An 18,739-nucleotide genomic window follows, 5' to 3' on the forward strand; every position below is an offset into this window, starting at 1 on the left:
GGTAGTATGAACCGTGCTAGTTTTTCATAGAACTTTTGACACTACCACTAGTTGCACAAAATTTTGCAAAATCGCGATGCCTACTTCACTGCTTTTCTCTGGATGAAATTGCGTTCCGAACACATTTCCTTCTCCGACTACTGCTGGCACTGTTACACCGTAGTTGCTACTTGCAATTAGTGTATCTTCACTTGCTAGCTTTACGTAGTAAGAATGAACGAAATAGACGAACTCTTCCGGTACATTCGTTAGCAGAGGTGAAGCTTGTTGAAAACGCAGCTTATTCCAGCCCATATGTGGGACCTTCAACTCGCTATCTGGAAACTTGACTACATTGCCTTTTAATAAGCCTAATCCAGCTGTTTTGCCATTTTCTTCACTATCATCAAATAATAGCTGCATCCCTAAGCAAATACCGAGTAACGGTTTTCCATTTGCAGCTTGCGCTTTTAAAAATTGTGCCAACCGTGTTTCTTGTAAAATGTTCATCGCATCGTGAAACGAACCAACACCTGGTAGTAAAAGCCCGTCTGCCCCCGCGAGCGTTTCTTGTTCTGATGAAATAAAATAAGGGACGTTCATTCGTTCAAGCGCTTTACTAACGCTAAACAAATTACCCATTCCGTAATCTACAATTCCGATCATTTACAACATCCCTTTCGTTGATGGCACACCTTTCACCCTAGGATCGACGGTCGTTGCTTCATCTAACGCTCGACCTAGCGCTTTAAAAATTGCTTCAATAATATGGTGAGTATTCGTCCCGTAGTGAACGATAACGTGTAAATTCATTCGTGCTTCAAGTGCTAGTTTCCATAAAAATTCGTGAACAAGCTCGGTATCAAATGTTCCTACCTTTTGACTAGGAAACTCGGCTCTTATTTCTAAATGCGGACGATTACTTAAGTCGACTACCACTTGAGCAAGTGCTTCATCCATAGGAACGAATGCATTTCCATAACGTTTTATACCTTTTTTATTACCTAAAGCTGTAAGAAGTGCTTGCCCTAACACGATGCCGATATCTTCCGTCGTATGATGGTCATCAATTTCGACATCTCCGTTCGCTTGAAGGGTAACGTCAAATTGGCCGTGTTTCGTAAAAAGATCGAGCATATGGGTCATGAACGGTACTGGCGTTGTTAAGTCTGCGTTTCCTTCCCCATCGATGTTAAAAGAAAGCTGTATTTGTGTTTCATTTGTATTTCTTTCGATAGAAGCTGTTCTCGTCATTTTGTTTCCCACCCTTGTTTTTTCAATCGTATATCTACCGCGCGTGCATGTGCTTCTAAACCTTCCAGTCTAGCAAAAGCGGCAATTTTTTCTCCATTTTGTTGCAATGCTTTTTCACTATAAAAAATCACACTCGATTTTTTTACAAATTCATCAACTGATAGACCACTTGAAAATGTTGCGGTCCCGTTCGTTGGTAAGACGTGATTTGGACCGGCAAAATAGTCGCCAACCGGTTCCGTACTAAATCTTCCGAGGAAAATGGCTCCTGCATGCTTGATCATCGGTAAAACGCTCATCGGTTCGTTCGTTAACACTTCTAAATGCTCAGGCGCTAGGCTATTAACTGTTTCCACTGCTTCATCCAATGATTCTGCAACGTAAATCGCCCCGAATTGTTCGATAGAAGCACGTGCAATTTCCTGACGCGGTAAAGTGGCTAGTTGTTTTTTCACTTCCATTAACACCTCTTCTGCTAGCTTCATAGAGGTTGTTACTAATACACTGGAGGCGAGTTCATCGTGCTCTGCTTGAGATAGAAGGTCGGCTGCTACTTCGTCTGCCTGTGCCGTTTCGTCTGCTAGTACAACAATTTCACTCGGCCCTGCAATACTATCAATATCGACTTGTCCGTACACTTCTCTTTTTGCTAAAGCAACGAACACATTACCTGGCCCGACTATTTTATGTACGGGCTGAATCGACTCGGTCCCATACGCTAATGCTGCAACAGCTTGCGCTCCACCAACTTTATATATTTCTTTCACACCTAAAAGGTCTGCTGCAACTAATACACCAGCTGGTAGTTTCCCTGTTTCATCAGGAGGACTCACCATCGCAATTCTATTTACACCCGCAACTTGGGCTGGGATAACATTCATTAATACAGACGATGGATACGCCGCTTTCCCACCTGGAACGTAAACACCAACAGCGTCTAACGGTGTAATTTTTTGCCCAAGTAACGTTCCCGCTTCATCCGTAGTGAACCATGAATTACGGACTTGTTTTTCATGATAAGCGCGAATGTTGGCTGCAGCTTCTTTGAAGATCGTAATCATTTCTGCTGGTAATTCTTCGTATGCTGCGCTAATTTCTTCCTCTGTAACTTTTAGTTGAGAAAGTGCTGCCCCATCCCACTTTTCCGTATATTCATATAACGCTTTGTCGCCGTTACGTTTTACATTTTCTATGATCGATAATACGGCGCTGCGCTGTTCTTCTGTTCCTTGGTCAATCGAACGTTTAATCGAAAGCGTATCCGTTATTCTACTAATTTTCATACGGCATTCTCCTTACGTTCGATTACTTTTGTAAGTCTTGCTACTAATTCATCAATAGTGCTGTCTTTTAATCGATAGCTTACTGGATTCACAACTAGTCTTGATGTAATTGGGGAAATTTGTTCAAACTCCACTAAGCCGTTTTCCTTTAATGTTCGTCCAGTGGAAACGATGTCGACGATGCGGTCCGCAAGACCAATTAATGGCGCAAGTTCAATTGATCCATTTAGTTTAATAATTTCCACTTGCTCGCCTTTTTCTCGATAAAAGCTCGAAGCAATTTTCGGATATTTCGTTGCGACTTTTTTTACCACTCCTGACCATTCCGATCCTGGTAGCCCCGCCTCCGCTAAATAGCAACCGCTAATATGAAGATCTAACACTTCATAAACGTCGCGCTCTTCTTCTAACATAACGTCCTTCCCAGCGATTCCGATGTCCGCTACCCCATGCTCTACATACGTTGTAACGTCCATCGGTTTTGAAAGAATAAACCGCATATTTTCATTTGGTACATCAACAATTAATTTACGTGAATTTTGAAGATCTGATGGGATGTCATATCCAGCTGCTACAAGCAACTCAACCGCTTCATCAAAAATTCTCCCTTTAGGCATCGCTACCGTTAACATCGCTTACACCTCACGATCTATAAAATAATATACTGTTTCGTATTGTTGGATACAGGCCTCTATATGTTGAAGTCCGTCGATGTCTTGAACGACTACTCGCTCCCCATCGTTTCTTTTCATTTGCGCATATTGTATCGCTTCTAGTTTTCGGTCTTTACTGAAAAGGACTAGTGACCGTGGAGCAATCTCACCTTTGTAGCCCTTTGCATCTAATAAACGGTCCAAATATAATCCAAACCCTGTTGCTGGTTTTTGTTTATTGAATTTTTCAAAAAGCTGATTGTATCTTCCACCATTCCCAATTGGCGCACCAACATTGCCTGCATATACTTCAAATAGAATGCCAGTGTAATAGCTCATATGGCTTACGATGTTTAGATCTAATTTAACAAATTCTGTGACACCGTATGCTTCTAACATCGTCCATAATTGTTGGAGTTCTTCAATTGCTTGCACTCCTTCCTCGCTTTCTACTAACGTTTGAGCGAGTTCAATTTTGGAGTAGTCTCCTCTAACTTGAAGTAATGTTAGTAATCGTTGTTCTTCCTTTGAGTCTAACTGTAAGCTTTTCACGTATTCACGGTAGCCAACGTAATTTTTTTCGTATAAAAATCTCCCTAACTTTTCCGCTGTTTCTTCCGTCTTGACCACTTCTAGGAAAAGCTGTTGAACGAAGCCGATATGTCCGACGGCAATCGTAAACGGTTGAATGTTTACTTTTTTTAACAGGGAGACTAATAAAGCAATCATCTCTGCATCTGCACTAATGGTGCCGTCACCGATGCATTCTACACCGACCTGTTCAAACTCTGCCGGTTTCCCCGCTTCATTCTGTTGAGCGCGAAACACATTGCCTGAGTATGCGAGGCGAAGTGGTTGCTGTGCAGTGTCCTCCATTTGCGATGCCGCAACTCGAGCAATTGGTGCCGTCATGTCTGGTCTAAGTACTAACGTTTTCCCTTGCTGATCTAGCAGTTTAAAAAGCTGATGATCAAGGATCGCAGAAGCTGATCCTACAGTGTCGTAATATTCAAGCGTAGGTGTATCCATAAACTGATAACCCCAACTATTAATCTCGGAGGCTAGCAATTTTTTAATCGTCTGTTTTGCTTCATATAAAGCTGGGAGCGTATCCCGCATCCCGAGCGGTTTTTCAAACGTAAAGAGCTTTGACATGATGTACACGTCCTTTTATTTTTAGTTTTCTGATTTATCTTAAATCCTTTAGCCTGCTAATATGGTAATATGTTAACAAATTAAAAGTTTGTGGTCAAGGAAATTTATTACTTTCTGTTTTGGTGGATTGATAGTGAGCATAAACGAGCGGGTATTGCACATAAATGAGGAGATGTTGAACATAAACGGCTGTTTATTAAACATATTGGCGATGGGACTACTAGCAATGCACATAAACTGAAAGGTGATACACACAGACGGCGGGCTATTGCACATAAATGAAGAAATGTTGAACATAAATGAAGAGATGTTGGACATAAATGGTAGTTTATTAAACATATTGGCGATGGGACTATTGGCATTGCACATAAACTGAGGAATGTTACACACAAACGGAGGGATATTGCACATAAATGAGGAGATGTTGAACATAAACGGCTGTTTATTAAACATATTGGCGATGGGACTACTAGCAATGCACATAAACTGAAAGATGTTACTCACAAACGGAGGGATATTGCTCATAAATGAGGAGATGTTGAACATAAAACGGTTGCTTTAAACACATATTCCGTAAAACAAAAAAACAACCTAACCGCCACTAAGCCATTAGGTTGTTTCCTTTTTATTTCGTTCTTCCATTTCTTCTTTTGTGTAAATAACGCGCATCGGGTTGCCGCCGACGAAGGCACCGGCTGGGACGTCTTTATGGACGAGTGTGCCGGCTGAGACGATGGCGCCATCGCCGATTTTGATACCTGGTAAAATCGTTGAGTTCGCACCGATCATGACTTCATCGCCAATTACAACGTCACCGAGGCGGTATTCTTTTATTAAATATTCGTGCGCTAAAATTGTTGTATTATAGCCAATAACCGTATTCCGGCCGACGCTAATTTTTTCTGGAAACATCACATCAAGCATGACCATAAGGGCAAATGATGTTTGGTCTCCTACTTTCATTCGTAAAAACGTTCGATATAACCAATTTTTCATTCCGAGGAGAGGAGTGTATCTAGCTAGTTGAATCACAATGAAGTTTTTGACTACTTTCCAGAATGGTACGGTTTTGTACACGTGCCAAAGCGAGTTGGCCCCTTCTACTGGATAGCGAGTCGTTTTTCTCATTCGTTTGTCACTCCGACGATTGGAAGGATGTCTTCCATATGCTCCAAGATATAGTCTGGTTCATATTTTTTCAAGAAGTCGATACCTTTTAACGTCCAGCTAACAGCAACTGTTTTAGTACCTGCATTTTTACCTGATAAAATATCGTGGTAATTGTCACCGACCATTAACGCTTCTTCCGGCTTAGCGTCCAGTTGTTTCAAAGCAAGTAACACTGGTTCTGGATCTGGTTTCGCCTTTTCCACATGGTCTAAAGCAACAATTACGTCAAAAAACTGATCTAACTTAGAAAGTTTCAGTCCCATATGAACAGCTGGGCTCATTTTCGTTGTTACGATACCAAGCTTGATGCCCTTTTCATGCAATGTTTTCACTGTTTCAAAAACACCTTCGAAATCAGTTACCAGCTCATCGTGCATGCGTAAATTATACTCACGGTAATGATCAATCATTTCTTGTACTCGTTCTTTATCCATTTTCACGAACGTATCGTAAAGTGGTGGCCCCATAAACGTTAAAACGTCTTCTCGTTTATATTCACCAGGATAGTAATGGTCTAACGTGTGTAAAAATGAACTAATAATTAATTCGTTTGTATCGATTAATGTTCCGTCTAAATCAAATAGTACTGTATTAATGCTCATAAGTAGCTTCCTTTCTTTTGGCAAGTTCCATTCGTTTCCAAACTTGTGCGATTACCATTGTTAGAACAATAGCTGTTACAACCCGAATGATTAGTAACGGCCAGACCGGTATACCTAGAGGGATAAAGACTAACGTATCCTCCACAACCGCGTGACAAGCTACGAGGAATATAAATGCGAGTGTAATATCTTTTTTACTAACATTATCCTCTTTTACTGCTTGAATCATAACACCTGCTCCGTAAGCTAAACCAATGGTTAAGCCGGCAGCTAATGTCATCGACGTATTTTCCTTCATACCGAGCATCCTTGTAAAAGGCGCCATTTTTTTCGAAAATGCATTTAGCCAACCTAAGTCTTTCATAAATTGAACAGCAACCATTAACGGAATAACGATAATTGCAAGCTGGACAATCCCTAAAATTCCTCGTTGAAATGCATCGAAAACAATTGGGAAAAAGCCGGTAATCACTTCTTCCTTCGGAGCGATCAGTCCGTATTGGGCCTGTTCACTCCCACCTTGCCACACTAAATTTATAATGATTCCTGAGAAAAAAGCTAATCCTAAACGTACTACTAATATAATCCAAATTTTTATTCCTACTCTTGCTGCGACAGTGGACTCTACTAATAGATTGTGGGAAAAGGAGAGCATCATCGCTAAAATAAATACTTCCTTTACCGTTAAATCTAACGTTAAAATCGCCCCTATCCCGGCATAAAGGTTCAAAAAGTTTCCGACTACTAGCGGAATTGCCGCTTCACCTGATAGGCCGAATATCCCCATAACCGGCGCAATAAAGTTTGTAATATATTGCAAAACAGGCGTATGCTGCAGAATACCAACGAGAATCGTTATTGGGAAAATGACTTTTCCTAGCGTCCACGTTGTTTGTAATCCAGCTTTTACCCCGTTTTTAAACGTGTTTTTCAAAGCCGCTCTCCCCCTTTGATGCTTTTTCTATTAATTTTCTAAATAACGTTTGTTCGCTTGCCCAGTAAGTCGGCGCACGATAATAAACGCAACTGCTACAATAATTAAAACAATTGAAATTACTTGAGCAGTTCGGAGTAAATCTAAAATCATGAGGCTGTCTGTTCGTAAGCCTTCAATAAAGAAACGACCAATCGAATACCAAATAACGTACGTTAAAAATAGTTCCCCACGTTTTAAATTTACTTTTCTCAATAAGAGTAAGATTGCAAAGCCAACTAGATTCCATAATGATTCATACAGGAACGTTGGTTGATAGTACGTACCTTGAATGTACATTTGGTTAATAATAAATTCCGGTAAATTTAAACCTTCTAAAAATTCCCTTGTTACTTCGCCTCCATGAGCTTCTTGGTTCATGAAGTTTCCCCAACGACCAATCGCTTGCCCTAAAATAATACTTGGTGCCGCGATATCAGCCACTTTCCAGAACGAAATCCCCTTTACTCTCGTAAACACAATAGCAGTCAGAACAGCAGCAATTAAACCACCGTGGATGGCGAGACCACCTTCCCATATTTTTAGGATATCGCCTGGATTTTTAGAGTAATAGTCCCATTGAAACGTGACGTAGTAAAGCCTTGCACCTAATATTGCGACTGGAATAGCAATTAGTACTAAATCTACCATGATATTTTTATCAAAACCGAGACGATCTGCTTCACGAGTAGCTACCCATAAAGCTAGAAGCGCACCAGCTCCAATAATAAACCCGTACCAATAAACAGTTAGTGGCCCTAACTGCAAAAGAACAGGGTTCAGTGGCTCAATTGCCCCTAAATACATTTTTATTCCCCTCCTTGTTCTCCTCTTTCTATCTATGTAACACTATAACACGATAACGTTTACCACGTTAAATTTCTTCTCTTTCTCCTTCTTCGATTACATCTGCTAGACGGTTCGTAAATTGCTCGGCCGCGTTCACACCCATTCTTTTTAGACGGTAGTTCATCGCAGCTACTTCTATAATAACGGATAAGTTACGACCTGGACGAACTGGCACTGTAAGCTTTGTAATTTCTGTATCAATAATTTTCATTTTTTCTTCCTCTAAGCCGAGACGGTCATATTGCTTCGTTTTATCCCAAAGCTCTAAATTAATACATAAGGTAATTCGCTTATAGCTTCGCACAGCCCCTGCACCGAACAACGTCATAACGTTGATAATACCTAGCCCTCTAATTTCAAGAAGGTGCTCAATTAACTCTGGAGAATTACCGATTAGTGTATCTTCGTCTTCTTGACGTATTTCTACACAATCATCCGCTACTAAACGGTGACCACGTTTCACTAGCTCTAACGCTGTTTCACTCTTACCTACGCCACTTTTCCCTGTGATAAGAACTCCAACACCGTAAATATCAACAAGAACACCATGAATCGCTGTTGTCGGAGCTAATTTACTTTCTAAATAATTCGTTAATCTGCTGGAAAGCTTTGTTGTTTTCAACGACGAGCGCATTAACGGTACACCTTCTTGTTCACACGCTTCTAAAAGCTCGGTCGGTACTTCCATTTCACGGGAAACGATAATACCAGGTGTGATGTCTGTACAAAGGTTATCCATTCGGTGCTTTCGTTGTTCTGCTGTTAGACGATTAAAAAAGGTAAGCTCTGTTTTCCCTAATAGCTGAATTCGTTCCGCAGGGTAGAACGTAAAATCTCCTGCCATTTCTATACCTGGTCGGGATATATCACTCGTTGCGATTAGTCGGTTTACCCCTTCTTCTCCTGCGATTAAATCAAAATGAAATTTATCAATAATATCCTTTGTACGCACATTAGACATTGTATTTCCTCCTTAGCAGCACTATGTAAAATAATTGATTACATTTCTCCATTATACAATTGTACTTCCTTTAAATAAAGTAGGGGGCCTGAGCAAGCTCTGACCCCCTTTACAAATTATTTACTTTTTTTGCAACGGTTCTATAATTACTTTTTGGATAAGTACATTTAAAATGGAGATGAAGATGGCTGCAAGAATCGCCATACCAAAGCCATCAATATGAAAAGCATCTCCCATTAAGCCTGCTGTAATCCAAAGTGTAATAGCATTAATAACGAATAGGAAAAACCCTAGCGTTAAGACGGTAACAGGTAACGTTAACAAAATTAATATAGGTTTTACAATAACATTTAAAATAGACAGAATAACACTTGCAATAATAGCAGCCCCGACTCCACTTAAATAAAAGGAATCAAAGTAACCTGCTACTACAATTAAAACAATTGCATTTACTAGTATACTGGCGAGCCATTTCATTAGCTATACGTATCTCCTTCATTTGGCATAATAAACACTAATATAAGATACGTCACTAACAATGGAAAACCTGAAGTTAGAATAGCAATGATAACAAAGATTACACGTAGTAACGTGGAATCCATCCCCATATAGTTTGCTAATCCACCTAAAACACCTGCGAGCTTTCGATCTGTTTTAGATCGTAATAGTTTCTTCATTTTAAATCACCTCAGAAGGTTTAATTAATATCGATCCTGTTTTTGTTTCCGCTAGTATATAAAGAGGAGTTGTTGCCTCTCCTTTATTCGCTTTAAAATGTAATGACTTTTGAACAACATCATTTTTCTCTTCTACGATGTCCATCCCAGGAACTTCACACGTAAAGCTACCTAAATTCGTCTTAAGCTCGCCTTCAATCGCCTGTTTCGTTGGAATGAATAGGTCAATGCTTCCTGTTTTTGTTTTAGCCATTATAGAGCGAGGAGTACTATTCGAAATATCTCCTACAATATTACCATTAAAACTTTGAACGTCTAGCTTTTCTACTTGACCAGTTACTTCTATTAGGCCGTTAATTGTTTCTGCTTCTACTTCTTTCGCATAACAACCACTTAGTTTAATATGACCGTTCGCTGTTTCTACTTCTACTTCATCACTTCGTATACGATCCACTGTAATAGAGCCATTTGCTGATTTTAGCTTGACTGTTTTTACTTGTAGTGCTTCCCCATTAATAGGGCCGTTAAACATGCGCACAGATAACTTGTCGTACTCTGCTTCTGGCACGTAAATGGTCGCATTTACTTTTAGCTGTTTCTTCTGTACCGAAAATCGAAGTTTCCCTGAATCAATCGAAAATAACACTTCTTGTAAAAATGACTTGCGCGCCTCTTCTTGATTGTCAACATTGTACACATTTGCTTCACATTCGATTTTCACATCGCGTTCATTCCACGGTAACACTTTCACTTGACCGTTTGCGACATCAATATCAATGTCTTGAATGTATGGGCTTGATTGCTGGAATATATGTTGAATCGTTACAGAAGAACCGAAATTAAAGTCTAAGTCAAAGTCTTTAATTTTTTGAAGCGCACTTTCCACAAAATCTAATATATTATTTTTAAACGAAGTGGCTTGTTTCGCAGATGAAGACTGAGAACTTTGGCCAGACTGCTGTTCTTGAATGACTTCTTTCGAAATTGCGGTAACCATCTCTTCTTCGCGTGCCTTTTCTTCTTTTTTATCATTCTCTAAGCTTTCTAGTAATATTAATGCTTCTTCTGCTGTTAATTTTCCCTCTTCGACAAGCTTTAAAATTCTCGAACGTTCTTGCATGTTCTTTTCCCCCTTATTTATGATTCTTTTAATAGTTGAACACCTTTAATAATGTTCCAAATTAGTACGAATACAGATGCTAATCCACCTAAAACGAGGACGAAAAATAGAAATACTACACTATTTAACAGTATGGCAACGATAAACAAAGGTATGACTATGACTGGTAAAATGTGTGAAAAAAGACTAGCTGTTGCATGTTGTTTTACTTCTTTGTCGTCTACGATAAAATATACGATTAATGGTAATAAAAACGGTGCGAAAAAAATGCTAAAATAACATAAGGATGAAATAGCTTTATAATTACGATTCATAAGCGAACCCTCCTCTTGCTGACTTACTATAACTATATATACGAATTTAGATGTGTAAAGTTTCACTTTATCGTTAATACTGCTGCTAACTTATAATTCTATTTTCCCATAAAATGTTCATTTTGTTGTCGGACTCGAGTATTAATTTAAAGGAACATCCTATACGTCTTGAGGCTTAGAAAGGAGAAAAAGGATGATACAATTAATCATGGATCATTTGCTAACGATTATTATTATCTTTGTAGCGTTATTTATTATTATCCCATTCATTAAGAGCTTACTTTCAAAGTTACTTTTAGGAGCGGTTGTTATTGTGGCGCTCGTCTTTTTCGGAGTGATTTCGAGTGAAACGACGGAGAGTGGCGCGAAGTTTGTGGAAGATACGATTCAGCCGATTGTGATGAATGAGCTGCAAAGTGCAAATTTTCATTATGATGATGAAAGTAAAGAGTATACGTTAGAAAGTAGTTCGTTTCATTTGAAAGGTACGGTTGGGCAAAATACGGGTGAAATACGTTTTCGAGAAAAAACGTATCCGATTGATGTTCGCTTTATGGAGCAGTTTATTGAAAATAAAGTAAAAGAAGCACAAAAGTAGATGTGCTTCTTTTTTGTATGGATGTAGTCAAATTAAGTCCGTTCCTCTTCGCTACGGACATTTGCTTTCCGCGGGCGTGGCTTGAGCCTCCTCCTCGCTACGCTCGTGCGGGGTCTCAAGGCTCACGCTATTCCCGCAGGAGTCAAATGTCCTTCGCTACGATCCACTTACGGTTCTAAACAGTGAATATATAAACATTAAAAAATGATACACTCCCACGCATTACCTAATACCAATGATATTTTCAACATTTCACCAAAATTATTATATGACCATTACGCATTGCTTACTAGTTTTTCTGCTGATGCGGCGACGTTGGCGGATACTTCTTCGATGTTTTGTAATGTTGTTGTTGTATTGGCTAACTGATTTTTTACTTGGATGTTACTTTCTTTCACTTGATTCATATTTTCTAAAATACTTTCAAAAAATAGTTTCGTCGTAGAAGCGCCTAATGTACCGTTTTTCGTTAAGTATTCTACTTCTTTTAGCATTTTCATAACGGTATTTGTTTTTTCAGACGTTTTTAATAGAAATTCATTTACTTGTTGAACAGATTCTTTCGTTGTTTCGGAAAGTTTGCGAACTTCTGTTGCAACGACAGCAAAGCCTTTTCCATGCTCGCCAGCACGTGCCGCTTCAATGGAAGCATTTAGCGCAAGTAAATTCGTTTGTTCCGCAATACCTTTCACAATATCAGCTATTTCTTGTATTTGTTCGGTATTTTCTTTTAACTCAATCGCTTCTTGCCCCATTTTTTGAACGTCTAAAACGATTTGTTCCATCCCTTTTTCTAACTCTAACAGCTTACCCTGTCCTTCATTCGATTTGTGTACTGTTTCATCTACAATGTTCACTGTAGCGATAGACGTGTTTTCTATATCTTGTAGGGCATGAGTAACTTCTTGAACTGCTGCTGCCGACTCTTCACTTATTGCAGACAAATGCTCTGCTTCTTTCGCTAAGTAACTATAAATCTCTTCTTTTTCATTTTGTTTTGCCTCTACTTGCTTGTTATAAAAATTTTCATAGGAAGCAATAACAATTTGCTGCTCTAAATTTAAACATTTTGATAATGCTTTACTATATGTTTTCCAATCTTGTAAGGAAGGTGTTGCTTCTTCAAATACTTCCATTACATTTTCGTAAATATGATGGAATGTAGCTAAATACCATTGTGGATCAAGGTCAATTCTTACATGAGCCATCGCAATACGATCTAACGTTTTTATGTAACTATCGTCTAAATCCACACCTTTTAATGTTAAAAGTAAGTGCTTATTTAAGCTTTTTCTTAAACGCTCAATAGAACTATGAGTATTGATAATTTTTAATAAATGTTCGTGCGTCGATAAGTTATCGTAAAACTTTGCAACAATACTAGAAATATGTGGTTCGATAATTGGGAAGACAGAGCGTAGCGTCGCAAGGTCCTCAGCAGTTAGCCCTAACAACTCCACTTGTTTTCGAATGTTTGCATCTGTAACAGAAATGCGAATAGAGTCCACAAACTCTTCACTTTTAATAACTGATTCTATTTTATTTTCTCTTTTTGTAAATAACCCCACTAAAAACCCCTCCGGCAAATTAACTGTGTATTTAGTTATTTTAGCACTATTGTCATAGTGATGATATGAAATATTATGTCGGTTTCGAGACATGTTTGGAGGGTTTAGGGAAAAGGTCCCTTGCATGACAACTTCTAACCAAATAAAAAAGTCTAGCAAAATTATGTCGCTAGACTTTTATTTTCCATTTAAATGATACCTTGAACTCTTAAAATAATTTCAGCAATGATTGCAGAGCCAATAAATGTACCGAAGAAAACACATACAGCTACGATAACACTTCTCCAACCAAGTTTAGCAAAATCAGCCCAGTTCCTCCCTATCGACAATCCCGCGTAAGCAAGGATAGGTGTTGCTAAAGCAAGGATGTTAATTTGACTAGTCCATTTAACAACAAATTCTGACACAGGCGACCAAGGAAGTGAGATAAGAATTCCAATTATTCCAATATAAGCTACACCTGGAATATTACCTGGTAGTACCTTCTCCAACACAAGCCCTAGCACACTAATAATAATTAATATTACCATGCCAGGAATAGCTGCATATGGGAGTACATCATATCCAAGCCAGTTACCTATAATAGCGGAAAGCCCAAATACTATTAAGATTAGAGACCATTCTATAACATTTTTAAACATTCATATCTCCCCCTTTCCCACTATTTGCAGACTTTCTATTTTTCCTATTCATCATCATTGCATATAATTTTTCCGTCAGAGGTAATCCAATAAAAATACTAACGTAAAGGCCAGTGGAAAGTGAGAGTAGATTACTAGCTCCTGCAAAAGCAACAATCTGACTTTCTAGTTCTGGAAATGCAGCTATTAGTGATCCACTTGCTGCCGCCATCATACTTCCACTCCCAACACCTGATGCCATTGCAAATGAAAGCGGATGAAGTGGAGTGGACGTAGCTAAAAGTCCTGAAATTAATCCGAGAAAAACAGCTCCAAATACTGTTCCGAATATATAGATTGCCATAACTCCCCTTCCTTCTGGAGAGTCGAATCCAAATTTATTCATTATTAATCCAACATTGGGTTCTCTTGCTACAGAGTGAGTCATCCCGATACTCTCTCTTTTAAAACCTAAAAGCACAGCAACTGGAAGCGCAATTAAAATTGTTCCGAGATTTCCTAACTCTTGAAGTAACAGGGCTGGACCTGCAGCAATTAAAGCTTCAATTTGCGGACCAATTGTGACACCTATTTTTGCAATTAATAGAGTTACTCCTAAAATAATGAGAGGTTCTGCGTTCTTTGCTTGTTTTTCTTTTACTAGTGGAGTGAAGTAAAGCCCTAAGCCAATGAAAAATGCATACAGCATCGGTAATAATAAAATAACACCACTACCAACTTTAAAGCTAAACTGTCCTATTGTTTCAGTTACCGCAACTAGTATTAACGCAATTGCATGCAAACGCCAGTCTTTTAAAATCTCCTTTTTTTCGTTATTCATAATATCCCCCCTATATTAAATGCTCATTTGGTAGGTCACACACAGCTGATGAATCTAACTTCCCTTTTCCTTGCTCCATCGCCTTCTTGTATAAATCACATGCTAATTGAGCTATTGGTGAATTCTCCTTATAAAAGCTGGCTGTTTTCGAATAAAGGTGTATATCTTTATTCATATGCTCAAGACTAAAAAGTACGTTTTCATAACTATTTTGAAGGATATTCTCACCAAATACATTTAATACGCGATTATGGGCTGAACCACTTTGAATGACACTCGCTAACTGATTTCTTGATATTCCCGCTTTTTCACCTACCTTAAATGCTTCACCTAAACTTGCTGTTATAACGGCAACTAGCATATTATGACAAAGCTTTGCTACTTGGCCAGCTCCTGTGGGACCTAGGTAGAAAATATCTTTTCCTACAAAGTGGATAATTGGGTAAATCTCCTCTAAATAAAGTTTATCTCCACCAACCATAATCGTTAAGGTCCCAGCGTCTGCCCCTTTTGGTCCTCCGCTTACTGGACAATCATAATAATGAATACCATTTTGTTTTCCAACGCGATATAAATCTTGCGCTGTTTCAGGGTCAATAGTGCTCATATCGATAACAAAACTATTAGGCTTTAATGACTCAAAGACACCATTTTGTCCAATCATGACATCTTTTACAGCTTCTGGTCCTGGCAAAGAAGTTATTACTAGTTCCGCATTAGTCGCTGCTGTAAAAGCCGTTGGTTTAGGAATGGCTCCGAGCTTCGCACACCTTTCCATTGCTTCCAAACTTGCGTCGTGTACAAATACGGTCAACCCATTTAATAATAGATTTTTAACTATGCCCTTTCCCATTGCTCCACAACCTATTACTGCAATACTTTCCATACTACACCCCCCTTAATCTTTTACGGTTTTATATAAACTGTTTTCGTATCCAACCAGAAATCTAAAGCAGAACTTCCTTGTTCTCTTGGACCAATACTCGATGTCTTCTTTCCACCAAACGGAAGTTGATTTTCATAATGGTTGGATGGAATATTTACATGTGTTACTCCAGTTTCAATTTTTCTTATAAATTCAAATGCCTTTTGCAGATCCTTTGTAAAAATAGCTGAAGATAATCCGAATTCAGTACCATTCGCAAGCTCAATGGCTTCTTCGAACGTTTCTACTTCCATAACTGCTACTACAGGGCCAAATATCTCTTCTTGCGCAATCGTAAAGTCCTTCGTCACTTTGCTAAAAACGGTAGGTTCTACAAAATATCCCTCGCTCTTTTCCCCGTCCATTAATTGTTTGCCACCAAATTCTAGAACCGCACCTTCTGAAATAGCACTATTCACATAATGAAGATAAGTGTTTAATTGATGCTTATTCGCTATTGCACCATTATCAAACCCTTCGTCTATTCCGTTTCCTACTTTAATTTCCTTTGCCTTCTCTACCAGTTTTTCTATTACTCTTTTAGAAATTGATTTTGGTACAATTACTCGGCTAGTACCAGTACAGCTTTGACCGTTGTTATAAAAGCCACTTATAACAACACTTTGAACTGCTTCTTCAAGATCTGCATCCTCTAATATGATTGTGGCATTTTTACCACCCATTTCTGCTTGCATTTTTCCACCATGAGCTGTTACAAGTTTGCCGAGATGAATTCCAACATCAGAGGAACCTGTAAAGGATAATGCTTTAATTTGCGGGTTTGTTCCAAGTGCTTCCCCAACAACAGATCCCGGTCCTGTTATCATATTTAATACTCCTTTTGGCATGCCTGCCTTCTCAAACAACTCAACTACTTTTACAGCAATTAAGGACGTATCACTTGCCGCTTTATAGATAATCGTATTTCCTGCCAGCATAGACGGAGCTATTTTATATATGGCAATCCCAAGCGGAAAATTAAAAGGTGTGACAACAGCAACAACACCTAATGGTTCTTGAATCGTACAAGCGAACGTTTCCGGATTAATAGCAGGTACCGTTTCACCAGATAATCTATTAGCTTCTCCACTAAAATGTTTTAACGCTTGAACAGTGGCGTCTACTTCTTTTCGAGCTGCCTCAATTGTTTTACCAACTTCCTTCGTAATTATTGTTGCCAACTCTTCTTTTTCTTGTTCTATTAAAAATATTAGCTTAAATAAAATGTCACCACGACTTATCGGCGATACATTTTTCCATGTAGAAAAAGCATCTTTTGCACTCTCTATTGCTTTTTGTACGTCATTCGCGTTCGATTTTTGAAAATATCCTAAAACTTCACTAGTATTAGCCGGATTGATGCTCGGATACGTTTCTCCGGTTTCTGATGCTACCCATTCCCCGTTAATATAATTGTAATAAGTTTTTACTCCATCTTTCGCATCGGTTATTTCGTTATAACTGTTAGTCTTGATCGTCATGACATACACCCCTTTTACATATAGATTTTAATTAATTATAATATTCTGAATTTAAAGGGTATACATGCTGAGCACTAAAAATAAGTGGTATATTTTGTGTCATGAACCAATCATATTTAAATAAATTGTAACATTTGCAGCGCTAGTACGATATTAATCCAATCTTCCTTCTGATTTAAATCTATATTTAAGTCACTTTCTATTTTTTTTAGTCGATATGCAAGAGTATTAGGATGAATGAAAAGCTCTTCTGCTGTTTTTTTATGGCTTTTATTGTTTGCAATATATGTTTGCATTGTAGACAGATATTCAGGCTCCATTTGCAATAAAACTCCTACTTTATCTAATACAAACTTCTTTAAAAGGCTTCTGTCTGTATTTAACAACAGTCTTTCTACACCTAATTGTGAATAAGTAACAAAGATTCTATCGTTAAGTTTTTTACAAATAGAAACAGCTTCACTAGCTTCTTGAAAAGATTCACCGATAGTCTTTAATGTTACTTCTCTACCAATACCGATAGCTATGTTTTTAGTTTTTTTTATAATTGAACTTATGTCTTCAGCTAAATGTTGGCTGTTTTTATTTCTTTTGTTTTCTAGTAATACAACGATTTGATCTGACTTAGTAAAAGTGAAAAAGCTTGAGCTATATTTATAAAGTTTCCGCTCCAAAGCTCGAATTAGCTTTTCCTTTTGTAGAATGGATTTTACATCCCATAAAAAACCGGTTTTACTATCAATGATCATGCAAGATAGTTTACTTGTTTCATTTAAGTTATACTTTTTGAAGAAATCTATATTTAACCTGGTACCGTTCAAAATATCATGAAATTTTTCCTCTCTTAAATGCATTTCCTTTTCAAATAACGTATTCTGTCTTAAAAAGTCTAATGATAACGCAGTTGCAGCATGTTCTAGTGCTGTTTTTTCAACATTATTTAGCTTCTCTAATTGCTTTTCTAGTTGGAAATAACCGAATAGCTCGTTTGAAATGATGATTGGGAATGAAAAGTCAGGAGAATCAGATGCTTCTATATAAGATACGGGTGTACCTAAAATCTTACTGATTGTTTTCAGAATGTATGAAGCACCTTTTCCTTCTAGCAATATATTCGTAAATTTTTGGTGTATATGTAGTGAGTACTTTAATTCTTCATTTCTTAGATTTACTTCCTCATACAGCTTTGAATTCATAATAGCAATAGCTGCTTGATCAGCTACTATTTCTAAAATTTCAAATTCCTCCATCGTAAACTGTTCATTTGTTTCAAAGTTATCAACTACGAGAATACCGATACAACCTTCCTTATAAATTAACGGAATAACTATTCCACTTTTCACTTCTCTTCTAAAAACACCTTCAAAAAAAAGCGAATGATTTTGAGGTGTCATATTACTCATAAACGCTCTTATTTCATCCCCATTCGCAATTACACCTTCTTTAGTAACAAATACATGTCCTGTTAAAGATTCTCCCGGTTTAAATTTCACGTTCTTTAAATAATTTACGTCAACTCCAATTCCGTGAGAAAAATGTAGTAGGCCATCCTCTCTTAATTTATATAAAATCGTTGTATCTGCTGCTTCTATTAAATCAAAAGCTTCCCTCACTAAATTACTTAAGATTTCTTCCAAATCAAACGATTGTGTAAGACTACGATTTATTTCAAATAAACGTGATAGCTTGTCTTTCATCATCTTCATTACTATTATC

At 38.0% G+C, this 18,739-nt stretch carries 21 protein-coding genes; 1 reads left to right on the forward strand and 20 read right to left on the reverse strand.

What is annotated here, in order from left to right:
* Positions 1-24: 24 nt before the first annotated feature.
* The 14 genes from hisH to O1A01_RS21690 all read right to left on the reverse strand — a co-directional run bounded on the left by hisH (position 25) and on the right by O1A01_RS21690 (position 10,990).
* Positions 25-645, reverse strand: a complete 621-nt coding sequence (gene hisH / locus O1A01_RS21625; RefSeq protein WP_270064941.1) for an imidazole glycerol phosphate synthase subunit HisH — start codon at positions 643-645, stop codon at positions 25-27.
* Positions 646-1,233: an imidazoleglycerol-phosphate dehydratase HisB gene (gene hisB, locus O1A01_RS21630; protein WP_270064942.1), complete on the reverse strand. Its 588-nt coding sequence runs from the start codon at positions 1,231-1,233 to the stop codon at positions 646-648.
* Positions 1,230-2,516, reverse strand: coding sequence for a histidinol dehydrogenase (hisD, locus tag O1A01_RS21635; protein WP_270064943.1), 1,287 nt, complete (start codon positions 2,514-2,516; stop codon positions 1,230-1,232). The genes hisB and hisD overlap by 4 nt, the downstream gene beginning before the upstream one ends.
* Positions 2,513-3,148, reverse strand: coding sequence for an ATP phosphoribosyltransferase (gene hisG / locus O1A01_RS21640; protein WP_270064944.1), 636 nt, complete (start codon positions 3,146-3,148; stop codon positions 2,513-2,515). The genes hisD and hisG overlap by 4 nt, the downstream gene beginning before the upstream one ends.
* Before the next feature lie 3 nt (positions 3,149-3,151).
* Complete coding sequence (locus O1A01_RS21645; protein ID WP_270066448.1) at positions 3,152-4,327, reverse strand: ATP phosphoribosyltransferase regulatory subunit; 1,176 nt, start codon at positions 4,325-4,327, stop codon at positions 3,152-3,154.
* 606 nt (positions 4,328-4,933) lie between these two features.
* Complete coding sequence (locus O1A01_RS21650) at positions 4,934-5,452, reverse strand: acyltransferase (RefSeq protein WP_270064945.1); 519 nt, start codon at positions 5,450-5,452, stop codon at positions 4,934-4,936.
* Positions 5,449-6,096, reverse strand: coding sequence for a pyrophosphatase PpaX (ppaX, locus tag O1A01_RS21655; protein WP_066421698.1), 648 nt, complete (start codon positions 6,094-6,096; stop codon positions 5,449-5,451). The genes O1A01_RS21650 and ppaX overlap by 4 nt, the downstream gene beginning before the upstream one ends.
* The gene (locus tag O1A01_RS21660; RefSeq protein ID WP_066421700.1) at positions 6,086-7,030 is read right to left on the reverse strand and encodes a nucleoside recognition domain-containing protein; all 945 of its coding nucleotides are present in this window, start codon (positions 7,028-7,030) and stop codon (positions 6,086-6,088) included. Before O1A01_RS21660 ends, ppaX begins: the two co-directional genes overlap by 11 nt.
* 30 nt (positions 7,031-7,060) lie before the next feature.
* The gene (gene lgt / locus O1A01_RS21665) at positions 7,061-7,876 is read right to left on the reverse strand and encodes a prolipoprotein diacylglyceryl transferase (protein ID WP_270064946.1); all 816 of its coding nucleotides are present in this window, start codon (positions 7,874-7,876) and stop codon (positions 7,061-7,063) included.
* Positions 7,877-7,943: 67 nt separating this feature from the next.
* Positions 7,944-8,879 carry an HPr(Ser) kinase/phosphatase gene (gene hprK / locus O1A01_RS21670; protein WP_270064947.1) on the reverse strand — a complete coding sequence of 312 codons (936 nt, stop codon included), beginning with the start codon at positions 8,877-8,879 and terminating at the stop codon, positions 7,944-7,946.
* A gap of 120 nt (positions 8,880-8,999) precedes the next feature.
* Positions 9,000-9,356, reverse strand: coding sequence for a phage holin family protein (locus O1A01_RS21675; protein WP_270064948.1), 357 nt, complete (start codon positions 9,354-9,356; stop codon positions 9,000-9,002).
* Positions 9,356-9,556, reverse strand: coding sequence for a PspC domain-containing protein (locus O1A01_RS21680; RefSeq protein WP_066421709.1), 201 nt, complete (start codon positions 9,554-9,556; stop codon positions 9,356-9,358). The genes O1A01_RS21675 and O1A01_RS21680 overlap by 1 nt, the downstream gene beginning before the upstream one ends.
* Before the next feature lies 1 nt (position 9,557).
* Positions 9,558-10,676, reverse strand: coding sequence for a DUF4097 family beta strand repeat-containing protein (locus O1A01_RS21685; RefSeq protein WP_270064949.1), 1,119 nt, complete (start codon positions 10,674-10,676; stop codon positions 9,558-9,560).
* A 17-nt stretch (positions 10,677-10,693) separates the two neighbouring features.
* The gene (locus O1A01_RS21690) at positions 10,694-10,990 is read right to left on the reverse strand and encodes a magnetosome magnetite crystal formation protein family (RefSeq protein WP_066421714.1); all 297 of its coding nucleotides are present in this window, start codon (positions 10,988-10,990) and stop codon (positions 10,694-10,696) included.
* Positions 10,991-11,183: 193 nt separating this feature from the next.
* Between O1A01_RS21690 and O1A01_RS21695 the strand changes: the two genes are divergently transcribed.
* Complete coding sequence (locus O1A01_RS21695) at positions 11,184-11,588, forward strand: hypothetical protein (protein WP_270064950.1); 405 nt, start codon at positions 11,184-11,186, stop codon at positions 11,586-11,588.
* A 275-nt stretch (positions 11,589-11,863) separates the two neighbouring features.
* On the opposite strand, the gene O1A01_RS21700 is transcribed toward O1A01_RS21695, so the two are convergent.
* The 6 genes from O1A01_RS21700 to O1A01_RS21725 all read right to left on the reverse strand — a co-directional run bounded on the left by O1A01_RS21700 (position 11,864) and on the right by O1A01_RS21725 (position 18,729).
* Complete coding sequence (locus tag O1A01_RS21700; RefSeq protein ID WP_066421570.1) at positions 11,864-13,156, reverse strand: globin-coupled sensor protein; 1,293 nt, start codon at positions 13,154-13,156, stop codon at positions 11,864-11,866.
* 188 nt (positions 13,157-13,344) lie between these two features.
* Complete coding sequence (locus O1A01_RS21705) at positions 13,345-13,797, reverse strand: hypothetical protein (protein WP_270064951.1); 453 nt, start codon at positions 13,795-13,797, stop codon at positions 13,345-13,347.
* Complete coding sequence (locus tag O1A01_RS21710) at positions 13,790-14,617, reverse strand: DUF3100 domain-containing protein (RefSeq protein ID WP_270064952.1); 828 nt, start codon at positions 14,615-14,617, stop codon at positions 13,790-13,792. The genes O1A01_RS21705 and O1A01_RS21710 overlap by 8 nt, the downstream gene beginning before the upstream one ends.
* Before the next feature lie 10 nt (positions 14,618-14,627).
* A complete protein-coding gene (locus O1A01_RS21715; protein ID WP_270064953.1) occupies positions 14,628-15,503 on the reverse strand; it encodes an NAD(P)-dependent oxidoreductase in 876 nt (291 codons plus the stop codon).
* Positions 15,504-15,523: 20 nt separating this feature from the next.
* The gene (locus O1A01_RS21720; protein WP_270064954.1) at positions 15,524-17,023 is read right to left on the reverse strand and encodes an aldehyde dehydrogenase family protein; all 1,500 of its coding nucleotides are present in this window, start codon (positions 17,021-17,023) and stop codon (positions 15,524-15,526) included.
* 116 nt (positions 17,024-17,139) lie between these two features.
* On the reverse strand, positions 17,140-18,729 hold the full coding sequence (locus tag O1A01_RS21725) for a helix-turn-helix domain-containing protein (protein WP_270064955.1): 1,590 nt from the start codon (positions 18,727-18,729) through the stop codon (positions 17,140-17,142).
* Between the last annotated feature and the right edge of the window lie 10 nt (positions 18,730-18,739).

It is taken from the genome of Sutcliffiella sp. NC1 (assembly GCF_027594365.1).
In the GTDB taxonomy this organism is placed as follows: Bacteria; Bacillota; Bacilli; order Bacillales; family Bacillaceae_I; genus Sutcliffiella; species Sutcliffiella cohnii.